The sequence below is a fragment of the Amycolatopsis sp. SID8362 genome (genome assembly GCF_010550475.1).
GTDB lineage: Bacteria > Actinomycetota > Actinomycetes > Mycobacteriales > Pseudonocardiaceae > Amycolatopsis > Amycolatopsis eburnea.
On the sequence record NZ_JAAGNB010001415.1, the window covers coordinates 1 to 23,233 of the forward strand.

Sequence of the window (23,233 nt, forward strand, 5' to 3'; positions counted from 1 at the left end):
ACGCGCTGGCGTTCCCCGCCGGACAGCTCGCCGGGCCGGTGCCACGCCCGGTGCCCCAGCTTGACGCGGTCGAGCGCGGCCAGCGCCCGGTCGCGCCGCCGCCGTCGCGGCACCCCGGCGTAGAGCAGGCCGGTGCACACGTTGTCCACCGCGCTCATCCCCTCGTCCAGGAAGAACTGCTGGAACACGAACCCGATCCAGCGCGACCGCAACGCCGAGACCTTGCGGTCCGGCAGCGCGGCGACGTCGTGGCCGTGCAGCTCGATCCGCCCCGACGACGGCCGGTCGAGCGTGCCCATCAGGTGCAGCAGCGTCGACTTGCCGGACCCGGACGGCCCGACGATCGCGACCATTTCGCCGTCCTCCAGCGAAAGCGAGACGCCGTCGAGCGCGGCGACCCCGCCGGGGTAGGTGCGCGTGACGTCGTGCACGCGCAGCACGGGTGTCACGACGTCGTCACCACCCGCATGCCCGCGGTCAGGCCGTCGCCGGTGACCTCGACCTTGCCGCCGCTGAACAATCCGGTCTGGACGGCCACCAGCCGGCGCTTGCCGTTCTCGTCGACCTCGACCGCGTACCCGCCTTCGGCGAGCGCGAGCAGCGCGCCGACCGGCACCGCGAGCACGCCCTGGTGGACGTCCTTGGTGAATCGGACGCTCGCCGGCGACGAGTCGAGCGTCCCGCCCGCCGCCGGGTCGTCGAGCCGGACGGTGACGGTGATCGTGGGCTTGCCGTCGTTGTTGCCGGCGGCGTCCTTGCCCTCGACGGCGGTGCGCCCGACGTCGGTGATGGTGCCCGTCGTCGTCTTGCCGTTGATCGTCACGGCCGCTTTCGCGCCCTGCTGGGCGAGGTCCTGCTTGGCCGCCTCCAGTTTCACCCGCACCGACCGCACGGTCCCGGTCGTCTTGAGCACCTCGCCCTGCGCCGGCGAACCGGGCTTGGCGGCGAGCGACGACACCCGGACCTCGCCCGCCGCGAGCACGACGTCACCCTGGCCGAACGCGCCGGTCTGCTCGAGCCCGAGGGACTTCTGCCACTTCTTGAGCGCGGCCGCCGTCGCCGACGTGAACTTCTTGTCCGGCGTGCCGAACCCGCCGAAGCCGCACGCCTTGAGGTTCTCCTCCAGCTGCTTGACGTCGGCGCCGTCGTCGGCGCCGGTGGCGAGGTCGCGGTAGAACGGCAGCGTGCCGTAGAACAGCGGCACCGGCTTCGCGTCCACGCCGTAGACCGCCTGGCAGCGGCCGATCTTGGCGCCGGCCGCGGGCAGCGACGTGATCGTGCCGGGCTTGCGGCCCTGGACGGGCTCCTCGTCGCCGTAGCCGAGGGTGCCGTCGGCTTCCTCCTCCTCGCTGAGGTCGGTCTTGACGACCTCAGCCGTCTCCACCGGCGGCGGCGCGGCCTCCTTGACCGGCGTCGCGCTCGACACCCGCGTCAGGATCACGACGGAGCCGGTGCCCAGCACGACGACGAGGACCGCGGCCGCGACGAACCAGCGGGTCCGGCCGCGACGACGCGGCTTGAGTTCGGTGACGTGACTCATTTCGCCGGCGCCGCCTTCGCGCTCATGCCCATGCCGCACGCCTTCGCGGCCTCTTCGAACTTCTTCGGGTCGTCGCCAGGCCCGCCGACGCGCATCGTCCCCTTGCCGCTCGGGTCCGGGTCGGGCATGTCGACGCCGTGGTCGCGCATGCACTTGGCGTCCTTGCGCATCTTGTCGAGCTCCTCGGCGCTCGGCGGCTTCATCTCGCCGCCGTTGGGCATGAGGTGCTTGCACGCCTTCTGCGCGGCTTCGATCTTGGAAACGTCGGCGCCGTCCCCGCCCAGGGTGACCGCCATGCCCTTGCCGTCGCCTGCCGGCTTGGGGTCGGGCATGTCGACGCCGTGCTCGCGCATGCACTTGGCGAACTCGCGCATCTTGTCTTCGTCGCTCTTGCCGCTGTTGTCGGCGGCGGTGGGCCCGCCCGACTTCGGGGGCGTCGAAATCGACGCCACCTTCGACCCGTCGTCCCCCTGGCCGCCGCAGCCCGCGAGCAGCAGGGCCGCCCCGATCGCCGCGACGACGATCCGTGTCCGCATCGGCTCGCTCCTTTCGTTCCGGTCGGGTACCAGGTCTACGGATCGGGGGATTCGGGCGCGCTAAGCGACGCCGCTTATGCGGTCCTTATGGCCTCCCTGCGCAGACTGGGCGGGTGCGGGTGCTGGTGGTGGAGGACGAGCGGTTGCTGGCCGACTCGGTCGCGGAGGGGCTGCGGCGGTTTTCGATGGCCGTCGACGTCTGTTACGACGGCACGCAGGCCCTGGAACGGGTCGGCGTGCACGGCTACGACGTCGTGGTGCTGGACCGCGACCTGCCGGGGGTGCACGGCGACGACGTCTGCGCCGCGGTGGTCCGGGCGGGCGGCGAAGCACGGGTGCTGATGCTGACCGCGGCCGCCGACGTCACCGACCGGGTGGCCGGGCTGGGCCTCGGCGCCGACGACTACCTGACGAAGCCGTTCGCGTTCGCCGAGCTGGTCGCGCGGGTGCAGGCGCTGTCGCGGCGCGCGCGGCCGGCGCTGCCGCCGGTGCTGGAACGCGACGGCGTCGTCCTCGACCTGCCCCGCCACCAGGCCGCCCGCGACGGCCGGTTCCTGCTGCTCTCGCCGAAGGAGTTCGCCGTGCTCGAGGTCCTGATGCGGGCGGAGGGGTCGGTGGTCAGCGCCGAGGAGCTGCTCGAAAAGGCGTGGGACGAGCACGCGGACCCGTTCACGAACGCCGTCCGCGTCGCGGTGATGACGTTGCGGCGCAAGCTCGGCGACCCGCCGGTGATCGGCACCGTCCCCGGCGCCGGCTACCGGTTCGGCACCCCGTGAACGGCGTTTCGGTCCGGACGAAGCTCACCGCCTGGTACGGCGGGCTGTTCCTGCTGGCCGGACTGGTCCTGGTGGTCATCAACTACCTGCTGGTGCAGAGCACGCTGCCGGACCCGGCGCGGGTCGCGTCGACGACGGTCGGCTCGGCGGAGCTGGCCTACGGCGTCCCGGCGGACACGGCCATGCCGTCGTCGGGCGTGGCGGTCCGGCTGCTGAGCGGATCGCTGGCGGACTACCGGTCGTCGACGCTGTCGACGTTGCTCGTCGGCTCGGGGATCGCGCTGGTGGTGACGGCCGCCCTGGCGGTCCTGTTCGGCTGGCTGATGGCCGGCCGCGCGCTGCGGCCGCTGCACGACATCACCTCGACGGCCCGGCGGCTCGAAGCGGGCAAGCTCGACCGCCGCATCAACCTGGACGGCCCGCCCGACGAGCTGAAGGAGCTGGCGGACACGTTCGACGGCATGCTCGACCGGCTCGCGGAGTCGTTCGACAGCCAGAAGCGGTTCGTCGCCAACGCCTCCCATGAGCTGCGGACGCCACTCGCCGTGCAACGGACGCTGATCGAAGTGGCGATGGCCGACCCGGAAGTGACGCCGGAGCTGCGGAAGCTCGGCACGCACCTGCTCCACACGAACGAACGCAGCGAACGGATGATCGAGGGTCTCCTGGTCCTCGCCCGCAGCGACCGCGGCCTGCACGCGCGCACCCCGGTCCGGCTGGACGAGGTGGTCGCTGCGGTGGTCCGGGCGACGGCCGCCCAGGCGTCGTCGGCGGGCGTGACGGTCGAGACACGCCTGCGGCCGCGGGTGGTGGCGGGCGACCCGGTCCTGCTGGAGCGCCTGGTGACCAACTTGGTGGTCAACGCGATCACGTACAACGCTTCGGGCGGCTGGGTGTACGTCGAGGTCCGCGGCGATCCGGCCCTGGAGGTGCGTAATTCGGGGCCGGTGGTGCCGCCCGAGGCGGTGCCGACGTTGTTCGAGCCGTTCCGCCGGGTCGGGTCGGAGCGGACCGGCGACACGCGCAACGCGGGTCTGGGACTGTCGATCGTGCGGTCGGTGGCCCAGGCCCACGGCGGTTTCGCCGAGGCCCAGCCCGGCCGGCGCGGCGGCCTCACGGTGACGGTCCGCCTACCGCCGTCCTGATCGACCGCCCGGCCGCCGACGACGTGAATGACTCATTCATGTCGTCCGGCGACCGGGTCCCGGCAAAGTCGGGCAGCACGGCCGATCCGCGATGTCATGAAAGAGTCATTCACCTCGCCAGACGACATGAATGACCCTTTCACAACACCCCCGCGACGCCGGGCACACCACGCCACCAGCCCGCGACCGGTCACCCGCTCACCAGCGCGACTTAGCCGGCACTCTGCCGCGGAACGTAGTGAATGACTCATTCATGTCGCCAGACGACATGAACGACCCTTTCACAACATCCCCGCTACGCCGGGCAGACCACGCGGCCAGGCGACTCTGTGGCCGGTCACCCGCTCGCCGGCCCGACTTTGCCGGCGCCCTGCCGCCCAGCGACATGAATGAGTCATTCACGTCGTTCGGGCACCCCGACTCAGCCGCCCCGCCGTCCTGATCCACTCGATCGTGACTGACCGTGTCCGGCGTGTCACACAGCACCCGCTGACCTGGGTGACCCATGATGTGAGCGTCGCGAAATGAACAGTGGGCAGTTCGGCACGGACTCGGCGCGCCTCGCACGTCAAGTCGACGCGCCGTTCTAACGTGGGCACCACAACGGTGAAGAAGATCGGGGAGGCGAAAACAATGCGGGCGCTGCGAGTGGTCGGGCTGCACGAGGACGGCAAGTCCATCGTGCTCGAAGACCCGGCGAGCCGCACCCGCTTCCTGCTCCCGGCCGATGAGCGACTGCGCGCGGCTGCGCGGGGGGACATCACCCGCCTCGGCCAGATCGAAATCGAGTTGGAGAGCCAGATGCGGCCACGCGAGATCCAGGCGCGAATCCGCGCCGGCGAGTCAGTCGAGCAGGTCGCGAACGGCGCCGGCATTTCGGTGCAGCGCGTCGAACGCTTCGCCTACCCCGTCCTGCTGGAGCGCTCGCGCACCGCCGAAATGGCGCAGAGCGCCCACCCCGTCCGCGAAGACGGGCCCGACGTGCAGACGCTCGGCGAGGTCGTCGCGTACGGCTTCGGCGTCCGCGGGCACGACTACTCGCAGGCCACCTGGGACTCGTGGAAGGGCGACGACGGCCGCTGGGTCGTCGTGCTCCAGTGGAAGGCCGGCCGGTCGGACAACCGCGCGCACTGGGCGTTCTCCCCCGGCGCGCACGGCGGCACGGTCACGGCGCTCGACGAGAACGCCGAGGTCCTCCTCGACCCGAACGCCTACCGCCCGCCCCGGACGGTCCGCGCACTGGAGCCGGCCCGGGAGGCGGAGTTCCAGCCGACGCTGGACTCGGTCGCGCCGGAGCGCGCCGAACTGCCGTCGGCCGAGCCGGACCCGGACGACGACACCCGCGAGATCCCGCGCGTCCCGGCGGACCCGGAAGAGGACACCGCCGAGCAGGCGCGGCCGAAGGCCAAGAAGAACCACCCGATCGTGCCGTCCTGGGAGGACGTGCTGCTCGGGGTTCGTTCGCAGCGCGGTTAGTCCACCAGCGCCGCGAGCGTCTTCGGCGCCACCTGCCGGTAGGCCTCGCGCACGATCCGGTCGACCTCGCCCCAGTCGACGTCGACGTCCAGCCGCACGCCGACCCACCTGCGGTGCCCGACGTACGCCGGCCGGAAGAACCTCTCCGGCTCGGTGCGCACGAGTTCCTCCTGCGCACCGGGCGGAGCGGGGCACCAGAAGGCGAGCCTGCCGTCGCCGTGGTGGTCGTCGTGGAACATGACGAACGTCTTCTTGCCGCGGACGAACCAGGCGGGCGTCCCGTGGCTGAGCCGCTCGGTCGCTTCGGGCAGGGCGAGACACAGCTTCCGCAACGCGTCGAGCGGCGCGCTCATCAGGCGCCGCCGAACGCGATCACCAGCACGCCGATCCACGCGATCACCACGCCACCCGCGGCGCCGTACGCCGCCCACCGCAGGATCGGCGTGCGCCGCACCAGCCACAGCGACGGCGCGATCCCGGCGGTCACGACGACCGCCGCCACCAGCGCCAGCCACCCGCTCGTCTCCCTGGCCAGCGTCGAAGCCAGCGCCAGCATCGCGATGACGACGACGGCCGCGATGAACGCCGACACCGTCAGCCCGGTCAGCCACGGCGTCGGTTCGCCGGGCGGCCCGACCGGGCCCAGCACCGCACGGAGGAGCCGGTGGCCGGGCTCGGGCTCCCGCGGCGGCGGCTCGACGACCGTGTCCGCGCCCGTCACCGGGTCCACGAACCGGACGGTCGTGCCCATCACCGAAGCGAGCCGTCCGGCCAGCTGACGGCCGCGTTGCGAGACGACCGCGCCCGCTTCCTCACCGGATTCGGCCGACACGGCGGCCGCGACGCGCGCCCACTCGTGCAGGGCCTGCGCGAGGTCGGCGCCGATCGCGAGCTTGTGCGGGTCCACCTCGCGCGCGTGCTCCCCGCCGGGACCGGCCAGCACGGCGCGTTCGCCGCGGATCCGCAGCTCCATGGTGTCCTTTCGCCCAGACCAGGGGATCACCTTAGCCACCCGGGGCCAGTTCGTAGAAGGCCACCGCGGCGGCGGTCGCGATGTTCAGTGAGTCGACCCCGGCCGGCATGGGTATCCGCACCGCGTGATCCGCCGCCGCCAGCGCCGCTTCGGTCAGCCCGGGACCCTCGGCACCGAAGAGCAACGCCACCCGTCCGGGCGCGTGCGCGCGCAGTTCACGGAGTGGGACGGAACCCGGTCGCGGGGTGAACGCCGCGACGGCGAACCCGCGCGCCCGCAGGTCGTCGAGCCCGCCCGGCCAGTCCGAGAGGTGCCCGAACGGCACGCGCAGCACGTGCCCCATCGACACGCGCACGCTGCGCCGGTACAGCGGGTCGGAACAGCCGGGCCCGAGCAGCACCCCGCCGACGCCGAGCGCGGCCGCGTTGCGGAAGAGCGCGCCGAGGTTTTCGTGGTCGCCGACGCCTTCCAGTACGGCAACGGTATCGGCGCCGTCGACGACTTCGGAAACCGTGAGCGGCGCCGGCCGGTCGGCGACGGCGAGGATCCCGCGGTTGAGGTGGAACCCGACCACGTCGGCCATCGTTTCCGCGGACGCGACGTACTGCGGCGCCTCGATTCCCTCGAGTTCTTCCGCCAGCTCGGCGAACCGGCGCTCGACCCCGAGCAGGGCCCGCACGCGGTACCGCGACGCCAGCAGCCGGGACACCACGACGGTGCCTTCGGCGATGACGAACCCCCGCCCGCCGGGCCGGTCCGGCCGCCGGTCCGCAGTGGACAGGTCGCGGAAGTCGTCGACCCGCGGGTCGCCGGAATCGTCGATGTGGATCACGCCCATCCGCCCAGTCTGTCACCCGCTTGCCGGGCGCCGGACTGGTCCGAACGTCCCGGCGCGGGTGGTACGAACGGGGCCATTTTGCTTTCGGTTAACCGGTCGTGACGGAGAGCACCAGTTTGGCCGCTAGCACGGGTGCATCGCCTGTGTAACGGTTGTCCGCCAGGACCTGGAACACGTCCTAGTTCCACGCCGACGCACGAAGCAGGGATGGTCATGGGGATGGACCTCGCGGCTCGATCGTTCAACACGCTGGACCGCGGGCGGTACCGCCGCAAGGTGCAGCGCTGCCTGGACACGTTGGCCCGGATGCTCACGGACGGCAGTTTTTCGTTCCCCCGCAAGAACATCGGCCTCGAAGTCGAGCTGAACCTGGTCGACCACGAGCTGCGCCCGTCGATGACGAACACCGCCGTGCTGGAGGCGCTGGACGACCCGTCGTTCACCACCGAGCTGGGCCAGCACAACATCGAGCTGAACGTGCCGCCGCGGCCGCTGGCCGGCGATTCGGCGCTGCAGCTCGAAGACGACCTCCGCGCGTACCTCGGCACCGCCGCGTCCAAAGCGCGGGACACCGGGTCGGCGCTGGCCATGATCGGCATCCTGCCGACGTTGAAGCACGAGCACTTCGACCAGAAATGGCTCACCAACAAAGCCCGCTACGCGACGCTGAACGACCAGATCTTCGCCGCGCGCGGCGAGCGCACGGTGCTCGCGATGGAAGGCGCGCCGCTGCCGGGCCAGCAGCCGGAACGGTTGCGCAGCTACGCCGAATCCATTCTCCCCGAGGCCGCGTGCACCAGCGTGCAGCTGCACCTGCAGGTCGCGCCGGAGGAGTTCGCCGCGCACTGGAACGCGGCGCAGTGCCTCGCCGGGCTGCAGATCGCGCTGGCGTCGAATTCGCCGTTCCTGCTGGGCAAGGCGCTGTGGCACGAGACGCGGATCCCGCTCTTCCTGCAGGCGACCGACACCCGGCCCGAAGAGCTGAAGAACCAGGGCGTGCGGCCGCGCGTGTGGTTCGGCGAGCGCTGGATCACGTCGATCTTCGACCTGTTCGAGGAAAACGTCCGCTACTTCCCCGGTCTGCTCCCGGAAACCGACGCCGAGGACCCGATCGAGGCCCTCGACGCGGGCCAGGCGCCGAAGCTGACCGAGCTGCGCATGCACAACGGCACGATCTGGCGCTGGAACCGCCCGGTGTACGACGTCGTCGACGGCCTGCCGCACCTGCGGATCGAGAACCGCGTGCTGCCGGCCGGGCCGACGGTCGTCGACACGGTGGCGAACGCGGCGTTCTTCTACGGCGCCCAGCGCGCGCTCGCCGAGGCGGAACGCCCGGTGTGGAGCCAGATGTCCTTCCAGGCGGCGGAGGAAAACCTCTACGCGGGCGCGCGCCGCGGGTTCGACGCGCAGCTGTACTGGCCGGGCATCGGCTGGATCCCGCCGGACGAGCTGGCGCTGCGCGTGCTGCTGCCGCTCGCCCACGAAGGGCTGCGCCGCTCCGACGTCTCCGACGAAGCCCGCGAGCGCTACCTCGGGATCGTCGAACGCCGCTGCCTCGCGCGGCGCACCGGGGCGACCTGGCAGCGCGACTACGTCCTGCGCGCGCAGGACCGCGGACTCGACCGGGAAGCCGCGTTGAGCCTGATGCTGGGCCGGTACCTCGAGCTGTCGGAGGCCGGCGAACCGGTGCACACCTGGCCGATCGCCGATTGAGCGCTAGCCTGGGCCGATGCCGAAGATTCTCGGTGAGTCGCTCGAGGCCCACCGGCGCGAGGTGCGGACGCGGGTCTTCGACGTCCTGCGCGCGCAGCTCTACGAACGCGGCTTCGACGCGATCACGCTCGCCGGCGTCGCCTCGGCCGCCGGCGTGGGCCGGACCGCGCTGTACAACCACTTTCCCGACAAGGAAAGCCTGCTGGTCGCCTTCGTCGAGGACGAGGCCGCCCGGTACGTCATGCGGCTGACCGAAGCCGTCGAGGCCCAGGCCGATCCGGCCGAGCAGCTGGCCACCTTCGTCCGGCTGCAGCTGCGGGTGCTGGCGGAGTACCACATGCCGCCGGGCACGGCGCTCGCGTCGGCGCTGGCGCCCGCGGCGTACCGGCGGATCAGCGCGCACGCCGACCCGATCACCGACCGGCTGCGCGCCATCCTCACCGGCGGCGTCGACCTGGGGCGCTGGCCCGCCGAAGACCCGGACGTGCTGATCCCGATGATCACCGCGGCGCTGGGCAACCGGACCCTGGTCGACGGCCCGCCCGAGCAGCTGGACGACGTCGTCGAAGCGGCGGTGCGGTTCGTGCTGCGGGCGGTCGGCGCGTCGATTTAGGGTAGCCTAAGCCGGAATTGTGGCCTACGATCTTTCTGACAGCGTGTCAGATCGATCGCCGGGAGGCCTGCCCATGTCGGTGACCACGGACGCCCGCCCGTTCTCGGCGACGCTGCGCGCGTCGACGCTCGAGGTCCACGAGAAGGCGAACTACTCGACGTACATGCGCGCCCTGCTCGGCGGCGAGCTGTCGCAAGCGGGCTACACGCAGCTGGCGATCCAGTACTACTTCGTCTACAGCGCCATCGAGGCGGCGAGCGACACCATGGCCGGTCACCCGGTCGGGGGCGAATTCGTCTTCGACGAGCTCCGCCGGCTGCCCAACCTCGAGCGCGACCTCGCGCACCTGGTCGGCCCGGACTGGCGCACGACGATCGCGCCGCTCGCCTCGACACAGGCGTACGTCGAGCGAGTGCGCGAAGCGTCCACCTGGGCCGGCGGGTACGTGGCCCACCACTACACGCGCTACCTCGGCGACATCGCGGGCGGCCAGGCCATCCGCCGGGTGCTGGAGCGCCAGTACGACGTGGCCGAGGCGGGCGCGCTCTTCTACCACTTCGACGAGATCGGCAGCGCCCCGCGTTTCCGCGACCAGTACCGCGCGAAGCTGGACAACGCGCCGTGGGACGAAGCCGAACGAGCCCGCGTGATCGACGAGACGCTGGTGGCGTTCGAGTGCAACGTCGCCGTCTTCGACGAACTGGCCGGGCGGCTGGACGAGTACCGCGTCGCATGATCGTCCTCACAGCTCGTTGACCTCCAGTTAAGTCCAGGTAGCAGGCTCGGTTTCGGGCGGCGGACCCTCGGGTACGCCACCTACGAGCCCGCCGTTCCCACGCTGTGACGGCCACCCGCCCCCGCTCGCCGCGAAGGGCGGTGTGCTACTAGGTTCGGTACCGGAAACTTGTGTCGAAGACAGAAGGAGGGCCAATGGCCCGCTACGAGCTGCCCGATCTCGACTACGACTACGGCGCCCTCGCGCCGCACATCTCCGGCGAGATCAACGAGCTGCACCACAGCAAGCACCACGCGACCTATGTCAAGGGCGCGAACGACACGCTCGACAAGCTCGAAGCCGCCCGCGAAGCGAACGACTTCGGCTCGATCGTCGGCCTGGAGACCACGCTGGCCTTCAACCTGGCCGGCCACGCCAACCACGTCGTGTGGTGGAAGATCCTGTCGCCGGAAGGCGGCGACAAGCCGACCGGCGAGCTGGCCGCGGCGATCGACGAGGCGTTCGGCTCCTTCGACAAGTTCAAGGCGCAGTTCACCGCCGTCTCGACCACGATCCAGGGCAACGGCTGGGGCGCGCTCTCCTGGGACCCGATCGGCAAGACGCTGATCACCCAGCAGCTGCGCGACCACCACAACAACCTGATCCTGCCGACCGTGCCGATCCTGCTGGTCGACGTCTGGGAGCACGCGTTCTACCTGGACTACAAGAACGTGAAGCCGGACTACGTCAAGGCGCTCTGGAACATCTTCAACTGGGCGGAGATCTCCAAGCGCTTCGACAACGCCGTGGCCGGTGGCAACGGCCTGCTGCTCGGCTGAGCGCGTCCGCCGTCAACGGGGTCCTCCTTCGCGGGAGGGCCCCGTTTTTCGTCGCTGGGTGCCGGGGGTCCGGGGGTTTGACCCCCGGAAGACACAGCGCTTGACCTCGAGTGCGGTCGAGGTGTTTGGCTGGACGCATGGACGTCGACGCGTATCTGGACCGGCTGGGGGTGCGGCGCCCCGCCGCGGCCGACCTCGCGACCCTGCGTCACCTGCAGGAGCGTCACCTGGCCACGGTCCCGTTCGAAAACCTGAGCATCCACCTGGGCGAACCCGTCGAGCTGACCGAAGCGGCGTTGTTCGCGAAGATCGTGCGCCGTCGCCGGGGCGGGTTCTGCTACGAGCTGAACGGGCTCTTCGCGGCGCTGCTGCGCGAGCTCGGCTACTCCGCGACCTTGCACGCGGCGAAGGTCTTCCGCCCCGACGGCAGCCTCGGCCCGCCCTTGGACCACGCGGCGATCGTCGTCGAACTCGACGAGCCGTGGCTGGTGGACGTCGGTTTCGGCCGCTTTTCCCGGCACCCGCTGCGCCTGTCCGGTGTGGACGCCCAGCCCGACCCGGACGGCGAGTTCCTGCTGCTGGACACCCCCGACGGCGACGTCGACGTGCTGCTGGACGGCGAGCCGCAGTACCGGCTGGAGCGCCGCCCGCGCCCGCTGGCCGACTTCGTCCCGATGGCGTGGTGGCAGTCGACCTCCCCGGAGTCGCACTTCACGCGCTCGCTGACCTGCTCCCGCCCGACGTCCCAGGGCCGCGTGACGCTGTCGGGCGACAAGCTGATCGAGACGGTCGACGGCATCCGGAACGAAGTCCTGCTGCCGACCGAAGCCGCGATCCGGGCGGCCTACCGCGTCTACTTCGGTCTCCCGCTGAAGCGCCTGCCGACCCCACCGGGTGGGAGTCCCTTGACGAGCGGGGCACCCAGCCCGAACACTGCCCTGACGTGAACAGAGCCCCGGCCTGGGGTTCCCAGTGCCGGGGCTCCGTCCGTTCCCGAACTGACTGCCGCTCCCACCACGAAGCGGACGTGTATGAGGTTAGCCTAACCTCATATCTCGGGGCAAGAGTCGGACCAGGGAGACTCACATCTCACTCGTTCGAGTGATACTACCTGCGGAAACCCCCGGTTTTTGTCGGTGCGTGTCGCTACGGTCACAGCGTGAACACAAGGGGGAACTCCACTCACACCGCGGCGCTCATCGTCGTCGCCGTCCTGGCCTTCATCGCCGTCCACGGCGGCGGGGCCTGGCTGGTCGTGCGCACCTTCTTCGGGCCCGTCGCGCTGCCCGAGCCACCGAAGGAGCTGCCCAGCCCGTGGCCGGAGCCGGGCGCGGAGCCGGTCCGCGAGGTGCCCATGCCCACCGGGGAAATGGCCGCGGCGCTGCCGGACTACACCGCTGGCCACGTTCTCTGCTCGGCGCTGCCCGAGCAGGCGTGGGCCAGGCAGTTGGGCGACTCGGTCCTACGTGAAGTGTGGCTGGGGTCGGGCTGCACCGTCGTCACCAAGACCCTCCGGGTCAAGGCCGAACTCAGCGACGGGGCACTGGTGCGCCCGCTCGGCAACCCGAGGCGGACCGCCATCGGCGGCCGCGAAGCCACCGTCTACTCGGACACCAGGCAAGCGACCGCGGTCATCGTGCTCGTCGGTGCGAGCCCACCCAGCTGGGCCAAACCCGTGCTGGAGGTTTCGCTCGAGCAGCACGTGTGGGACCAGCTGCCCCGCGACCTGCCGAACCTCGTGCGCGGCATCGGCGAGGGCCTCGTCGCCGCCATCACCAAGCCGGGGCCCGCGCTGCCGCGCGGGCTCGGCGACGAGATCCCGGTCCACGCGGCGGACGTCCCGCCCGGTAGCGGCATCGTCGACGCGCCGACCCCGTCGATCGCCTGGCAACTCTGCTCCGCGCTTGCCCAATCCACCGGGCGCCCGCTCGACGAGTTCGTACCCAAGCACGACGGGCGGTGCGCATACCGGGCGGACGAACAGTTGATCGTCCAGGCGTCGAGCAGGGAGCGTCTCGAGCAGTCATTGCCGGACACGATCGGCGGCCGGCCCGCTTCGGTGGACAACCCGTCGGTGACGATCCAGCTCACCGACGACTCACCGCAACAGGTGCAGCTCGCGTGGCCGTCCCCGAGGAAGTCCGACGAAGAACTGCGGGCCTGGGCCGAGTCCCTGCTACCGCAACTGCTCGGCCGCTAGACCTTCGCCCGCTTCAGCACCCGAAGCCCGAACCCCCGCTGCACCGGCCACGAAACGCCACCCCGCCGGATCAGCACCACCGCGCACACGACCGCGGCCAGCGCCGAAACCGCTCCGCCGATGTAGAAGGGAGACCGCCCGCCGAACGCGTCCGCCATCCAGCCGACCATCGGGCCGCCGATGGGGTTGCCGCCGATCAGGACCAGCACGTACAGGCCCATCACCCGGCCCCGCATCTCCGGGCTGACCGACGTCTGCACCAGCGCGTTCGCCGTGTTGAGGAACGTCATCGTCGCGAAGCCGAGCGGGATCAGGCCGAGGCCGAACGTGAGGTACGTCGGCATGAACGCCGTGATCAGCTCGAACACGCCCAGGAAGAAGGCCGACACCAGCATCAGCCGCACCCGCGGCCGTCCCTTGGTGCCGCGGCGGGCGGACATCACCGCGCCGGTGAACGTGCCGACCGCGACCAACGTGGAAAGGAGGCCGTAGCCGTCGGCGGCGGTGTGGAAGACGTTCGCCGCGACGATCGGCAGCGAGCTGAAGTAGGTGATGCCGAACGTGCTGACGAACAGCACCAGCACCATCACGGTCATCAGGTCGGAGCGCCGCCGGACGTACCGGAGGCCCTCGACCAGCTGTCCCTTCTCGCGCGGTACCGCCGCGACGCGGAACAGCTTGTCCGGGTTCATCATCAGCAGGCCGATGATCACCGCGACCGTGCTGAGCGCGTTCGCGATGAACAGCCAGCCGGTGCCGATCCAGGTGATCGCGAACCCGGCGATCGCCGGGCCGACGATCCGGGCCATGTTGAAGATCGACGAGTTCAGCGCGACCGCGTTCGCGATCTGGTCCCGGCCGACCATCTCGGCGACGAACGACTGCCGCGTCGGCACTTCGAGCGACGCCGTGATGCCGAGCGTGAAGCACAGGACGTAGACCTGCCACAGCGCGACGAGCCCGGTGATGTCGAGGACGCCGAGCACCACGGCCTGTGAGCACGCCGCAGCCTGGATCCACGTCAGCAGCCGCCGCTTGTCGACGCGGTCGGCGAGGACGCCGGCCCAGAGCGAAAGGAAGAGCGTCGGCGCGAACTGCAGCGCGACCGCGATGCCGAGGGCGATCGGGTTGTTGCCGCTGAGGGTGAACACCAGCCAGTCCTGGGCGATGCGCTGCATCCAGGTGCCGATGTTCGAGATGACCTGGCCGGTGAAGAACAGCCGGTAGTTGCGGACCCGCAGCGACGCGAACATGCTGCCGCGCTTAGACGAGGACGGCGGCGAGGCGGACGGCGGTGGCGCCGTGTCCCGGGTAGCAGTGGTCTCGATCGAACGCTTCGTTTCGCTACCCGTGGCCGTCACCGTGGTTAGTTCCCCGCCATCCTGTCGATGATTTCGGCGGCTTTGGAGAGCACTTCGCGCTCTTCGTCGCCGAGTTCCGCCAATTGCCGGTCCAGCCACGCCTCCCGCACGGAGATGGCCTTCTGCACGTAGGCCAGCCCGCTCTCGGACAACTCGACGATGGCTTGCCTGCCATCGGTCGGGTGCGGGCGCCGCTCGACGAACCGCATCTCTTCGAGCGCGGCGATCACCCTCGTCATCGAGGGCGGCTGGACGCCTTCCTTCGCGGCGAGCTGACCCGGGGTCAGCGCACCGCACTTGTGCAGGGTGGACAGCGCGGCGACCTGCGTGAGCGTGAGGTCGTCCCCGACGCGCTGTGCCCGCAGCCGGCGGTTGAGCCGGACCACCGCGAGACGCAACCGACTCGCCAAGGAGCGTTCGTGCGTGTCGCCGGACATATAGTTAGCATACCTTACGAAACTTCGCCCGCACGGGTGATCTCCGTCAAGCGGCAACCTGGAATACGCGCCGTGCGTCCTCACCAGGGAAAAGCCTGGGGGTCGGATGAACAAGAAGCTGGTGGGCTCGGCCGTGGTCGGCGCGGCGGTCCTGGCGATCGCGGCGGCGCTGGTCTGGCCACGGGCGGACACCCCGGCAGCCGCACCGCCGCCGTCACCCGCGCCGTCGATCGGCCAGGGGACGCTGGAGGTCTACCGGCTCGCGGACGGTCCCGCGATCGAGATCCCGGTGCCGTCGGGCTGGGCCGTGAGCCGCGACAAGGAGCGCGCGAGCTACCGCCACGGTGACGTCCTGCTCGAGACCGACCGGGTGCCGATCACGCAGGAGGACGTGCTGAGCGGGCTCAAGGCGGTCGCCGGCCGGCAGGGCGGCACGGTCACCGAGCACGCCCCGATCGCCGACATCGACGCCGCGGAATGGGACTTCACCTACGACCGCGACGGCGTGCCGCGGCGGGTGACCGTCGTCGGCCTCGGCGCCGGCGACGCCCTGGTGACGGTCCGGTTCGACGCCCCGGCCGCGGAGTTCGAACGCGACCGGGGCGTCCTCGACGAAGCCCTGAAGATCAGGACCTGAACGCCGCCTGGAGCGGCCCGACCGCGAAGTACGCCACGAACGCCAGCGCGATCACCCACATCAGCGGGTGCACCTGGCGGGCCTTGCCGGTCGCCGCGCGGATCACGACGTAGCTGACGAAGCCGGCGCCGATGCCGTTGGCGATCGAGTACGTGAACGGCATGACGACGATGGTCAGGAACGCCGGCAGCGCGATCGAGTAGTCGGTGAAGTCGATGTCGCGGACCTGCGACATCAGCATCGCGCCGACCACGACCAGCGCCGGCGCGGCCGCTTCGACCGGCACGACCTGGTAGAGCGGGGTCAGGAACATCGCGGCGATGAACAGCACGCCGGTGACGACGTTGGCCAGACCGGTCCGCGCGCCCTCCGCGATGCCGGACGCCGACTCGACGAACACCGTGTTCGAGCTGGCCGAGCCGAACCCGCCGGCCGCGCCCGCGAGGCCCTCGACGAACAGCGCCTTGCCGACGTTGGGCAGCTGGCCGTCCTTCGGCAGCAGGTCGGCCTCCTTCGCGAGGCCGGTCATGGTGCCCATGGCGTCGAAGAAGTCGGCGAGCACCAGCGTGAACACCAGCAGGCAGACGGTGATGATCGGCAGCCGCGTCCACGCGCCGAAGGAGACGTCGCCGACGAGCGAGAGGTTCGGCAGGCCGAGCACCTGGTCCGGCAGCGCCGGGTAGCCGAGGTTCCAGCCGAGCGGGTTCGTGCCCTTCGACGGCCCGGCCTTGACGATCGCCTCGACGACGATGGCCAGCACCGTCGACGCCAGCACGCCGATGAGGATCGCGCCCTTGACCTTCCGCACCACGAGGATGCCGGTGACCAGCAGGCCGATGACGAACACCGCGGTCGGCCAGGAGGCGATCGAGCCGTTGATGCCGAGGCCCACCGGGACGGTGGTGTGCGCGGCGTCCGGCAGCCGGCGGACGAACCCGGCGTCGACCAGGCCGATCAGGCAGATGAACACGCCGATGCCGACGGCGATCGCGGACTTCAGCGCGGCCGGCACGGCCTTGAACACCGCGGTGCGGAAGCCGGTGAGCACCAGCAGCACGATGATCACGCCCTCGATGACCACCAGGCCCATCGCCTCGGGCCAGGTCATCTGCGGCGCGATGGTGACCGCGACCAGGCTGTTGATGCCGAGCCCGGTCGCGATGGCGAAGGGGTAGTTCGCGATCAGGCCCATCAGGATCGTCATGACCCCGGCGACGAGCGCCGTGACCGCGGCGACCTGCGAGACGGGCAGGATGCCGCCGAGGAGGTCCTTGTGCGCGCCCGCGTCGTCGCTCGAAAAGCTGCCGATGATCAGCGGGTTCAGCACCACGATGTAGGCCATCGTGACGAAGGTGACCAGGCCGCCGCGCAACTCGCGCGACACCGTCGAACCCCGCTCGGTGATCTTGAAGAACCGGTCCAGTGTGGACGTCCCCGCGCGGGTCGTCTCCTGCTCCGCCATTCGCCTGCCCATTCTCTCGCTGCTGCGGAGTACCCTGCACCTCGTGAGTGAACCGATCAATCCACCGGAGGTTACGGGCTCGTTGCGGCACACGCCGGAGCTGCCCAAGAAGCTGACCGACCTGACGCCGGTGGTGATCGTAGGCACCTCGATCTGGGCTGTCGCGCTGGTGGTGCTCTTCTTCACGACATCGGGGCTCTGGGTGCAGACGGCGCTGTCCGGCTTCGCGCTGGGCTTCATCGGCATGGCGATCATCGGCTGGCAGCGCGCCGCCGCCCGCCGCGGCTCGAAGTCGGCCCAGCGCCTTTAGCTCAGCAAGGTCCGCGGTGACGGGTCGTCGAGCAGCGCGGTGATCAGGTGCCGGTCGGGCCAGCGCCCGGCCGCCCAGGCGAACGCGCGGGCCAGCCCCTCGGACGTGTCGGCCGCGTGCAGCCGGTCATCGGACCACCACTGGACGTCGTGCTCGGCGCCCTGGATCGACACGGTCAGCGGGTCGTGCACCAGGACGCCGCCGTCGGGCAGCCCGACACCGAGCAGGTCGGCGACAAGCTTCAGCGCGGGCAGCTCGGCCCAGGGCGCGTACTCGCCCTCGCTGGTCACTTCGGCGGGCGCGGCGCTCGCGAGCGGCAGGTCGAGCAGGTCGGCGAGCCGCTCCGGGTCCTCGGGGGCGACCACGTACCGATCGGCCTCGAGCGCCCCGGCCACCCACGGCACGTCCAGCACGACCGCGTCGTCCACAACGGACCCATCCGCGGCCCGGACCCCTTGCGGCGCACGCGGTCCGAGCCCCGACTCGACGACGGCGTCGTAAGCACGGGTCACCAGCCCGGCCGCGACCGCGCGATCCGGGTCGGCGAGCCGGTCGAGCAGATCCTCGGCCTCCTCCACTGTGGACATGCCGAGATCCGCCCGCACCCCGGCGGCCGCGAGGAGCTGCTCGCCGAGCCCGAGGTCGGGAACCTCGTCGTAGAGCCCGGCCAGATCGGCGTCCGGCAAGCGCCATTCGTTCGGCGCGAACCCGCCGAGCACGGCGTACTGCGCGATCCACCAGGCGGCGTGACCCCGCGGCGCGCGCAGGGCGTGCCAGGTCTCGGGACGCGCGGCGAGCAGCCGCAGCGCGGCGGGCCAGGAGTCGTCGGCGACGAGGTCGAGGTCCCGGATCGCGACGAGCGTCGACGGCGGCTCCGGCAGCGAGTCCCACCAGGTCTCTTCGTCGGGCAGGTCGTGGTCGGGTTCGTGCGGCTCGTCGTCCACGACCAGCGCGAACGAGTCGAGCACGCCGGCGGCCTTGAGCGTGTCGGCCGGCCAGTCTCCGGCGAAGTCCTCGTCGAGGACGTCGAGCGCGCCGTCCTCCTCGAAGACCTCTTCGTCGAAGACGTCGATCAGCGGCGACGACGGCAGCACGAGTTCGTCGGCCCGGCGCCAGGTGTCGGTGGCGGGCAACGCGAGCGCGCCGACCCAGCGCGGGGCGTCATCCCCGCAGTCGGCGACCAGCCGCAGCACGGCACCGGCGAGCGTCGTACCGTCCAATCCGGACCGCACGTCCTCGACACTGCGCTCGACGGCGTCCCGCAGCTGATCGGCGTTGAGCAGTTCCCGCGCGTCGGCGTGCTTGGCCCCCAGCCGTTCCAGCAACGGGTGCGACGCGGCGGGGTGCACCAGCCGGAGCCCCGGGATGTCCACATCGGACAGCAGTTCGAGCAGCTCCGCCGACCCTTCGACCAGCAGGCACCCTCGCGCACCCGGCAGCGTCCGCCCATCCGACAACGGAACCGGCAGTCCATCCAGTTTGGACGCGGCGACGGCGTGCGAGTCGACGGCGATCGCGAGAGCGGCGTAAACCTCCCGCCACCAGCCGGGGTCCCGTGCCACACCGGTAAGCGTTTCCAGCACCTCTTCGATGCCGATCACTTGCCCGGAAACAGCTTTCAGCGCCTGTGCCGGCACGTCCCCCTTGACGAGTCCGGGCACGAGATCGACGAGAAGCTCCGGCAGTCCGGGAACATCGACGTCGAGAACCCTTGCCTGACGCCCGGAAACCTCACTCTTGTCCTGAGTGGACACCCAAGTCTCGTTGCTGAGCGCGGCAAGCACTCCATCACGTAACTCGGAGTCCACAGTAGACTTCGGAAACCCCGGCGCCGGAACGAGCGCGAACCGGTGCTCAGGCGCCACCGCCCGGACAAGCCCGACGTACTCGGCAGCAGCCTTCCCCAACGCCGCGGTCAATTCGGCCCCGGGCAGCACCCGACGACGCGAAGGCTCGACCGGAACGGAAGCGAGCAGCCGAGCGGGCAACGACAGCGCGTCATCGGTCGGCGTAGGAGCACGCAGAACGTCTTCGGTCAGCGGCTCGGGCACGCCGTCCCGCCCGATCGGCACGGCCCACACGACGTCACCGCGATGAGTCAGCCACCGGTTTTCCCCTAGCGGGCCCCGAATTTCGACGACGTCCTCTTCGGAAGACCGAGTCCAAACGCGACCGCCAACCTCGAACTCGGCCAGCCAAGGCAGCGCGAGCAGGAGATCGGCGACGTCCCGCGCGAGTTCTTCGAGAAGCGCACCGCCGTCGACGTCGTCCCGCAACGGAAGCCGGACCTCGGTGTCGAAGCCGTCCGGCACATCCCCGTCCACGGGCCACGGCAACCGCAGAACGGGAACGTCCCCCTCGATCCCGGCAGCCTCCCGGGTCCGATCGGCGGAGAAGGCGACCCCACCGGTTCGCGAGACGACGCGAGGTTCGTCGGAAACGGTCCGCACGGCGGCGAACCCAACCCCGAACCGCCCGACGGTCTCGCCGGTCTTCCCGGAAGCCCGAAGCGAGGCAAGCGAAGCAACCCCACGAGCATCGAGCGGCGCACCGGTGTTGGCGAACCGGAGTTCCCGGTCCACAAGGGACACCTGCACCCGCCCAGGCACCCCAGCGGCCATGGCAGCATCGGCAGCGTTCTGCGCCAGCTCGACGAAGAGCCGATCCCGGTAGGCCCCGACCCGCAGATCACGCTCGACGTTGGTGTCTTCGATGAGCCGCGTCGGCGAGTCCCGCCAAGCACGCAGAGTCGCCTCACGAAGCCGACCGCAATCGAACGGATCGCCCCCGGCCGCCTCAGCGCCCGGCATCATCACGCTGCTCGGCCCCATCCCCCTGAGCGGTGGCGACATCGTCGCGGGGGATGGCTTCGGGCAGGTCAGCGTTATCGGCCGGAGCGTCGGCCCCCGCCTGCGCGTCCTCGACCTCGTCAGCCTGAGCCGGCTCGGCCACCTCACCCTGAGCCGGCTCAGGCGCTTCGGCCTCAACAGGCTCGGCATCGGTCACCACAACCGGCTCCGCCGCGTGGGGCTCGGCGCCCACATCGGTCGGCTGCTCTTCCACGGCAACCGGCTCGACAACCGCATCGGTGACCTCAGCCTGAGTCGGCTCAGCTTCCGCCGGCTCAGGAACATCACCTTCAACCGGCTCAGCGCTCTCCGCAGCGCGCGAACCCGCAACCTCACCCGAGGCCGACTCCCCATCGACCGGCGCAGCAGCTTCGGCGACCGTCTGCTCGCCCTCAGCCACGGCCGCATCAGCCTGGGCCGCGCTGACCTCCGGCTCCACGACCGCAGCAGGCGCCTCGGCCTGAGCCGGCTCCGCCGCAACAGCCTCCGACGCGGCGCCAGACGCCTCAGCCGCATCGGCCACCTTGGCCTGCGCCGGCTCCGCAACCGAGTCGGTCACCTCTGTCTGAGTCGGCTCCGCCGCCACCGGCTCAGCGTCCGCCGCAATCTCCGGCTCCACCTCGGCCGGCGACACGTCCGCCTCCGCGACCGCCGCCTCCGGCTCCGCCGCTGCCGTCTCCACGGCTGCTGCGGTCTCCGGCTCCGCCGCCGTCTCCGGTTCGGTCTCCGCGACTTCCGCCTCCGGCTCCGCCGGCGCCACGGCCGCCGCCTCGGCCTTCACCTCTGCGGTTTCCGGCTCCGCCGACGCCTCGGCCTCCGGCTTCGCCTCCACCAGCTCGGCCGCCTCCGCGACCGCCTCCGGCTTCGACTCGCCCGGCTTCGCCTCGGCCTCCGGCTCCGCCGTTTCCGGCTTCGACTCTGCCGCCTCCGCGACCGGCGCCTCCGGCTTCGCCGCCTCCGCGACAGCCTCCGCCGACGCCTCCTCCGGCTCCGGCTTCGCCTCCACCGCCGTCTCCGCGGCCTCCTCCGGCTCCGCCGACGCCCCCTCCGCCTTCGCCTCGGCCTCCTCCGCCACCACCGGCGTGAAGTCCAACAGCGAGTCGTCGTAAACCAGCTCTGCCACCGGGACCGAGGACGTCACCTCGACCTCGACCTCCGAGTGCGCGCCGCACCCATACTCCACGTCCACCACATGGCCGTCCGCCGGGGCGATGTCGTTGCTGCACACCCCGAACACGCCGCTCAGCGAACCCGCCAACTGCACGAAGAACCCGCAAGTCCCGCACACATCCGGCGCACTTCGGGCCATGTCCGAACGCGGCCCGAACTCGCCGCTGTGCCAGCGGGCGGCTGCTTCCGTGCGGCCGAAGCGGGAGAGCACGTGGACGCGGCCAAGGCCAGCCTCGCGGGAGACCTCCTCCACCGCCGGGTCGTCGGACTGCAGGTACGCCGGGGCGAGGCGGGGGTCGTTCTCGTCCGTCGGGAAGATGTCGCCGACGCCGAGGTCGCCCGCGCGGACGCGGCGCTCCCACGGGACCCACGGCGGGGCGATCAGCGCGTCCGGGCCGGGGACCAGGACGACCTCGCTGACCGTCACCGGCTCTTCGTCGGCCGCCAGCGCTACCGTCACCGACCAGCGCCAGCCGCCGTAGCCGGGGACCTGGGCCTCGAACAGGTGACTTGCCGTGACCGCGTCCTCGCGGGTGACCCCCACGTGGGTGCCGAGCTGCTCCGCGGGCGCTTCCTCCAGCACCGCAGCTCGCGCGAACTCCACCGCGTCGGCGAGTTTGCGCTGCACGGAACCGTCGTCGAGGGTCAGCAGCAAAGTCATGCGGCCAATTGTGCCGCACGCATCCGCGGCGCCCGTGCCAGGCTGTTCAACGTGCGCACGCCCATCGTCACCACCCTGCTGCTGGCCGCCGCGCTCGGCGGCTGCGCCGGGGCCCCCGGACCGGAAACCAGCCCGGAACAGCTCACCGTCGAGGTGGTCTCAACCTTGGCGCACGACCCCGCCGCGTTCACCGAGGGGCTCGAGTTCGCCGGCGACACGCTCTACGAGAGCACCGGGCTCGCCGGCCAGTCGATGCTCACCGCCGGGCCGGCCGGCGGGCCGCCCGCCACCAAGGCCACGCTGCCGTCGCCACTGTTCGGCGAGGGCGTCACCGTGCTCGGGCCGACGCTCTGGCAGCTCACCTGGCAGGACGGCGTCGCCATCGAACGCGACTCGAAAACCCTCGCCGAGCTGCGCCGGGTGCCCTACCAGGGCGAAGGCTGGGGTTTGTGCCACCAGGACGGCGGGCGGCTCGTCATGAGCGACGGCTCGTCGCGGCTCACCTTCCGCGACCCGAAGACGTTCGCCGTGACCGGGAGCGTCGACGTCGGGCGCGACCAGCTCAACGAACTCGAGTGCGTCGGCGGCGACGTCTACGCAAACGTTTGGCACACCGATACGATCTTGCGGGTCGACGCGGCCACCGGGCACGTCACCGGCACGATCGACGCAGGTCAGCTGCGTGCCAAGGTGAACCCGGCGGACGCGGAGGCCGTGCTCAACGGCATCGCCGCCATCCCGGGGACCGGCGAATTCCTGCTCACCGGGAAGCAGTGGCCGGTCACGTTCCGGGTGAGGTTCGTCCCGGTCTCCGCCGGAAAGCACGGATGAGCAGGCGAGACCGACCCCCGGTAAGGCAGGATTGACACGTGGCACTCTTCGGCTCCCGCTCCGACGGCTCCGGCTCGCAGCCGCGCGGCCGCAGGTCGAAGCGACGCTGGACGCCGGAGCCGGGCGGGGCGGACGCGCGCAGCTGGCGCGA

The 23,233-nt window shown here is 71.0% G+C and carries 23 protein-coding genes; 12 read left to right on the top strand and 11 right to left on the bottom strand.

Going from position 1 to position 23,233, the window contains the following annotated elements:
* From G3I65_RS43110 to G3I65_RS43120, 3 genes are all read right to left on the bottom strand, one after another.
* Positions 1-449: ABC transporter ATP-binding protein (locus tag G3I65_RS43110; protein ID WP_160701205.1), on the bottom strand; the 449-nt coding region annotated here is incomplete at its 3' end.
* Positions 446-1,540, bottom strand: a complete 1,095-nt coding sequence (locus G3I65_RS43115) for a peptidoglycan-binding protein (protein WP_160701206.1) — start codon at positions 1,538-1,540, stop codon at positions 446-448. The genes G3I65_RS43115 and G3I65_RS43110, both read right to left, overlap by 4 nt.
* Positions 1,537-2,076, bottom strand: a complete 540-nt coding sequence (locus tag G3I65_RS43120; protein ID WP_160701207.1) for a hypothetical protein — start codon at positions 2,074-2,076, stop codon at positions 1,537-1,539. The genes G3I65_RS43115 and G3I65_RS43120 overlap by 4 nt, the downstream gene beginning before the upstream one ends.
* A gap of 113 nt (positions 2,077-2,189) precedes the next feature.
* Between G3I65_RS43120 and G3I65_RS43125 the strand changes: the two genes are divergently transcribed.
* From G3I65_RS43125 to sepH, 3 genes are all read left to right on the top strand, one after another.
* The gene (locus G3I65_RS43125; RefSeq protein ID WP_160701208.1) at positions 2,190-2,852 is read left to right on the top strand and encodes a response regulator transcription factor; all 663 of its coding nucleotides are present in this window, start codon (positions 2,190-2,192) and stop codon (positions 2,850-2,852) included.
* Positions 2,849-3,997 carry a cell wall metabolism sensor histidine kinase WalK gene (locus G3I65_RS43130; protein ID WP_160701209.1) on the top strand — a complete coding sequence of 383 codons (1,149 nt, stop codon included), beginning with the start codon at positions 2,849-2,851 and terminating at the stop codon, positions 3,995-3,997. Before G3I65_RS43125 ends, G3I65_RS43130 begins: the two co-directional genes overlap by 4 nt.
* Before the next feature lie 633 nt (positions 3,998-4,630).
* Positions 4,631-5,473: a septation protein SepH gene (sepH, locus tag G3I65_RS43135; protein WP_125309707.1), complete on the top strand. Its 843-nt coding sequence runs from the start codon at positions 4,631-4,633 to the stop codon at positions 5,471-5,473.
* Here sepH and G3I65_RS43140 read toward each other — a convergent pair.
* From G3I65_RS43140 to G3I65_RS43150, 3 genes are read right to left on the bottom strand one after another with little or no spacing between them, the layout of a single operon-like run.
* A complete protein-coding gene (locus G3I65_RS43140) occupies positions 5,470-5,826 on the bottom strand; it encodes an MmcQ/YjbR family DNA-binding protein (RefSeq protein WP_160701210.1) in 357 nt (118 codons plus the stop codon). The two genes, sepH and G3I65_RS43140, sit on opposite strands and share 4 nt — an antisense overlap.
* Entirely contained in the window at positions 5,826-6,446 is a 621-nt protein-coding gene (locus G3I65_RS43145; protein WP_160701211.1) for a DUF2537 domain-containing protein, read from the bottom strand. The genes G3I65_RS43140 and G3I65_RS43145 overlap by 1 nt, the downstream gene beginning before the upstream one ends.
* Positions 6,447-6,477: 31 nt before the next feature.
* The gene (locus tag G3I65_RS43150) at positions 6,478-7,284 is read right to left on the bottom strand and encodes an RNA methyltransferase (RefSeq protein ID WP_160701212.1); all 807 of its coding nucleotides are present in this window, start codon (positions 7,282-7,284) and stop codon (positions 6,478-6,480) included.
* A 213-nt stretch (positions 7,285-7,497) separates the two neighbouring features.
* On the opposite strand from G3I65_RS43150, the gene G3I65_RS43155 reads away from it, so the two are divergent.
* The 6 genes from G3I65_RS43155 to G3I65_RS43180 all read left to right on the top strand — a co-directional run bounded on the left by G3I65_RS43155 (position 7,498) and on the right by G3I65_RS43180 (position 13,364).
* The gene (locus tag G3I65_RS43155) at positions 7,498-8,997 is read left to right on the top strand and encodes a glutamate-cysteine ligase family protein (protein ID WP_203612669.1); all 1,500 of its coding nucleotides are present in this window, start codon (positions 7,498-7,500) and stop codon (positions 8,995-8,997) included.
* A gap of 16 nt (positions 8,998-9,013) precedes the next feature.
* Positions 9,014-9,610 (top strand): TetR/AcrR family transcriptional regulator, encoded by a 597-nt coding sequence (locus tag G3I65_RS43160; RefSeq protein WP_160701214.1) that lies wholly within the window; start codon positions 9,014-9,016, stop codon positions 9,608-9,610.
* Positions 9,611-9,683: 73 nt separating this feature from the next.
* Positions 9,684-10,346: a heme oxygenase (biliverdin-producing) gene (locus G3I65_RS43165; RefSeq protein WP_160701215.1), complete on the top strand. Its 663-nt coding sequence runs from the start codon at positions 9,684-9,686 to the stop codon at positions 10,344-10,346.
* Positions 10,347-10,540: 194 nt separating this feature from the next.
* Positions 10,541-11,164 carry a superoxide dismutase gene (locus G3I65_RS43170; RefSeq protein WP_003088226.1) on the top strand — a complete coding sequence of 208 codons (624 nt, stop codon included), beginning with the start codon at positions 10,541-10,543 and terminating at the stop codon, positions 11,162-11,164.
* A gap of 137 nt (positions 11,165-11,301) precedes the next feature.
* Positions 11,302-12,111, top strand: coding sequence for an arylamine N-acetyltransferase (locus tag G3I65_RS43175; protein ID WP_160701216.1), 810 nt, complete (start codon positions 11,302-11,304; stop codon positions 12,109-12,111).
* Between the two features lie 212 nt (positions 12,112-12,323).
* Positions 12,324-13,364, top strand: coding sequence for a hypothetical protein (locus tag G3I65_RS43180; RefSeq protein ID WP_160701217.1), 1,041 nt, complete (start codon positions 12,324-12,326; stop codon positions 13,362-13,364).
* On the opposite strand, the gene G3I65_RS43185 is transcribed toward G3I65_RS43180, so the two are convergent.
* Together G3I65_RS43185 and G3I65_RS43190 are read right to left on the bottom strand one after the other, a co-directional pair.
* Positions 13,361-14,617, bottom strand: a complete 1,257-nt coding sequence (locus G3I65_RS43185; RefSeq protein ID WP_160701218.1) for an MFS transporter — start codon at positions 14,615-14,617, stop codon at positions 13,361-13,363. The genes G3I65_RS43180 and G3I65_RS43185 overlap by 4 nt on opposite strands.
* 113 nt (positions 14,618-14,730) lie before the next feature.
* The gene (locus G3I65_RS43190) at positions 14,731-15,162 is read right to left on the bottom strand and encodes a MarR family winged helix-turn-helix transcriptional regulator (protein ID WP_160701219.1); all 432 of its coding nucleotides are present in this window, start codon (positions 15,160-15,162) and stop codon (positions 14,731-14,733) included.
* Positions 15,163-15,268: 106 nt separating this feature from the next.
* Here G3I65_RS43190 and G3I65_RS43195 point away from each other — a divergent pair, with 106 nt between their 5' ends.
* Entirely contained in the window at positions 15,269-15,799 is a 531-nt protein-coding gene (locus G3I65_RS43195) for a hypothetical protein (RefSeq protein ID WP_160701220.1), read from the top strand.
* On the opposite strand, the gene G3I65_RS43200 is transcribed toward G3I65_RS43195, so the two are convergent.
* Positions 15,789-17,261, bottom strand: a complete 1,473-nt coding sequence (locus tag G3I65_RS43200) for an NCS2 family permease (RefSeq protein ID WP_160701224.1) — start codon at positions 17,259-17,261, stop codon at positions 15,789-15,791. The genes G3I65_RS43195 and G3I65_RS43200 overlap by 11 nt on opposite strands.
* A gap of 82 nt (positions 17,262-17,343) precedes the next feature.
* On the opposite strand from G3I65_RS43200, the gene G3I65_RS43205 reads away from it, so the two are divergent.
* Positions 17,344-17,571 (top strand): DUF2530 domain-containing protein, encoded by a 228-nt coding sequence (locus tag G3I65_RS43205; RefSeq protein WP_125309709.1) that lies wholly within the window; start codon positions 17,344-17,346, stop codon positions 17,569-17,571.
* Here the strand turns inward: G3I65_RS43205 and G3I65_RS43210 are convergent.
* Both G3I65_RS43210 and G3I65_RS58470 read right to left on the bottom strand, forming a co-directional pair.
* Positions 17,568-20,381 carry a sacsin N-terminal ATP-binding-like domain-containing protein gene (locus G3I65_RS43210; protein ID WP_160701221.1) on the bottom strand — a complete coding sequence of 938 codons (2,814 nt, stop codon included), beginning with the start codon at positions 20,379-20,381 and terminating at the stop codon, positions 17,568-17,570. The genes G3I65_RS43205 and G3I65_RS43210 overlap by 4 nt on opposite strands.
* Positions 20,368-22,251 (bottom strand): DUF3027 domain-containing protein, encoded by a 1,884-nt coding sequence (locus G3I65_RS58470; protein WP_160701222.1) that lies wholly within the window; start codon positions 22,249-22,251, stop codon positions 20,368-20,370. Before G3I65_RS58470 ends, G3I65_RS43210 begins: the two co-directional genes overlap by 14 nt.
* 51 nt (positions 22,252-22,302) lie before the next feature.
* Here G3I65_RS58470 and G3I65_RS43220 point away from each other — a divergent pair, with 51 nt between their 5' ends.
* Complete coding sequence (locus G3I65_RS43220) at positions 22,303-23,082, top strand: glutaminyl-peptide cyclotransferase (protein ID WP_160701223.1); 780 nt, start codon at positions 22,303-22,305, stop codon at positions 23,080-23,082.
* Positions 23,083-23,233: the final 151 nt, after the last annotated feature.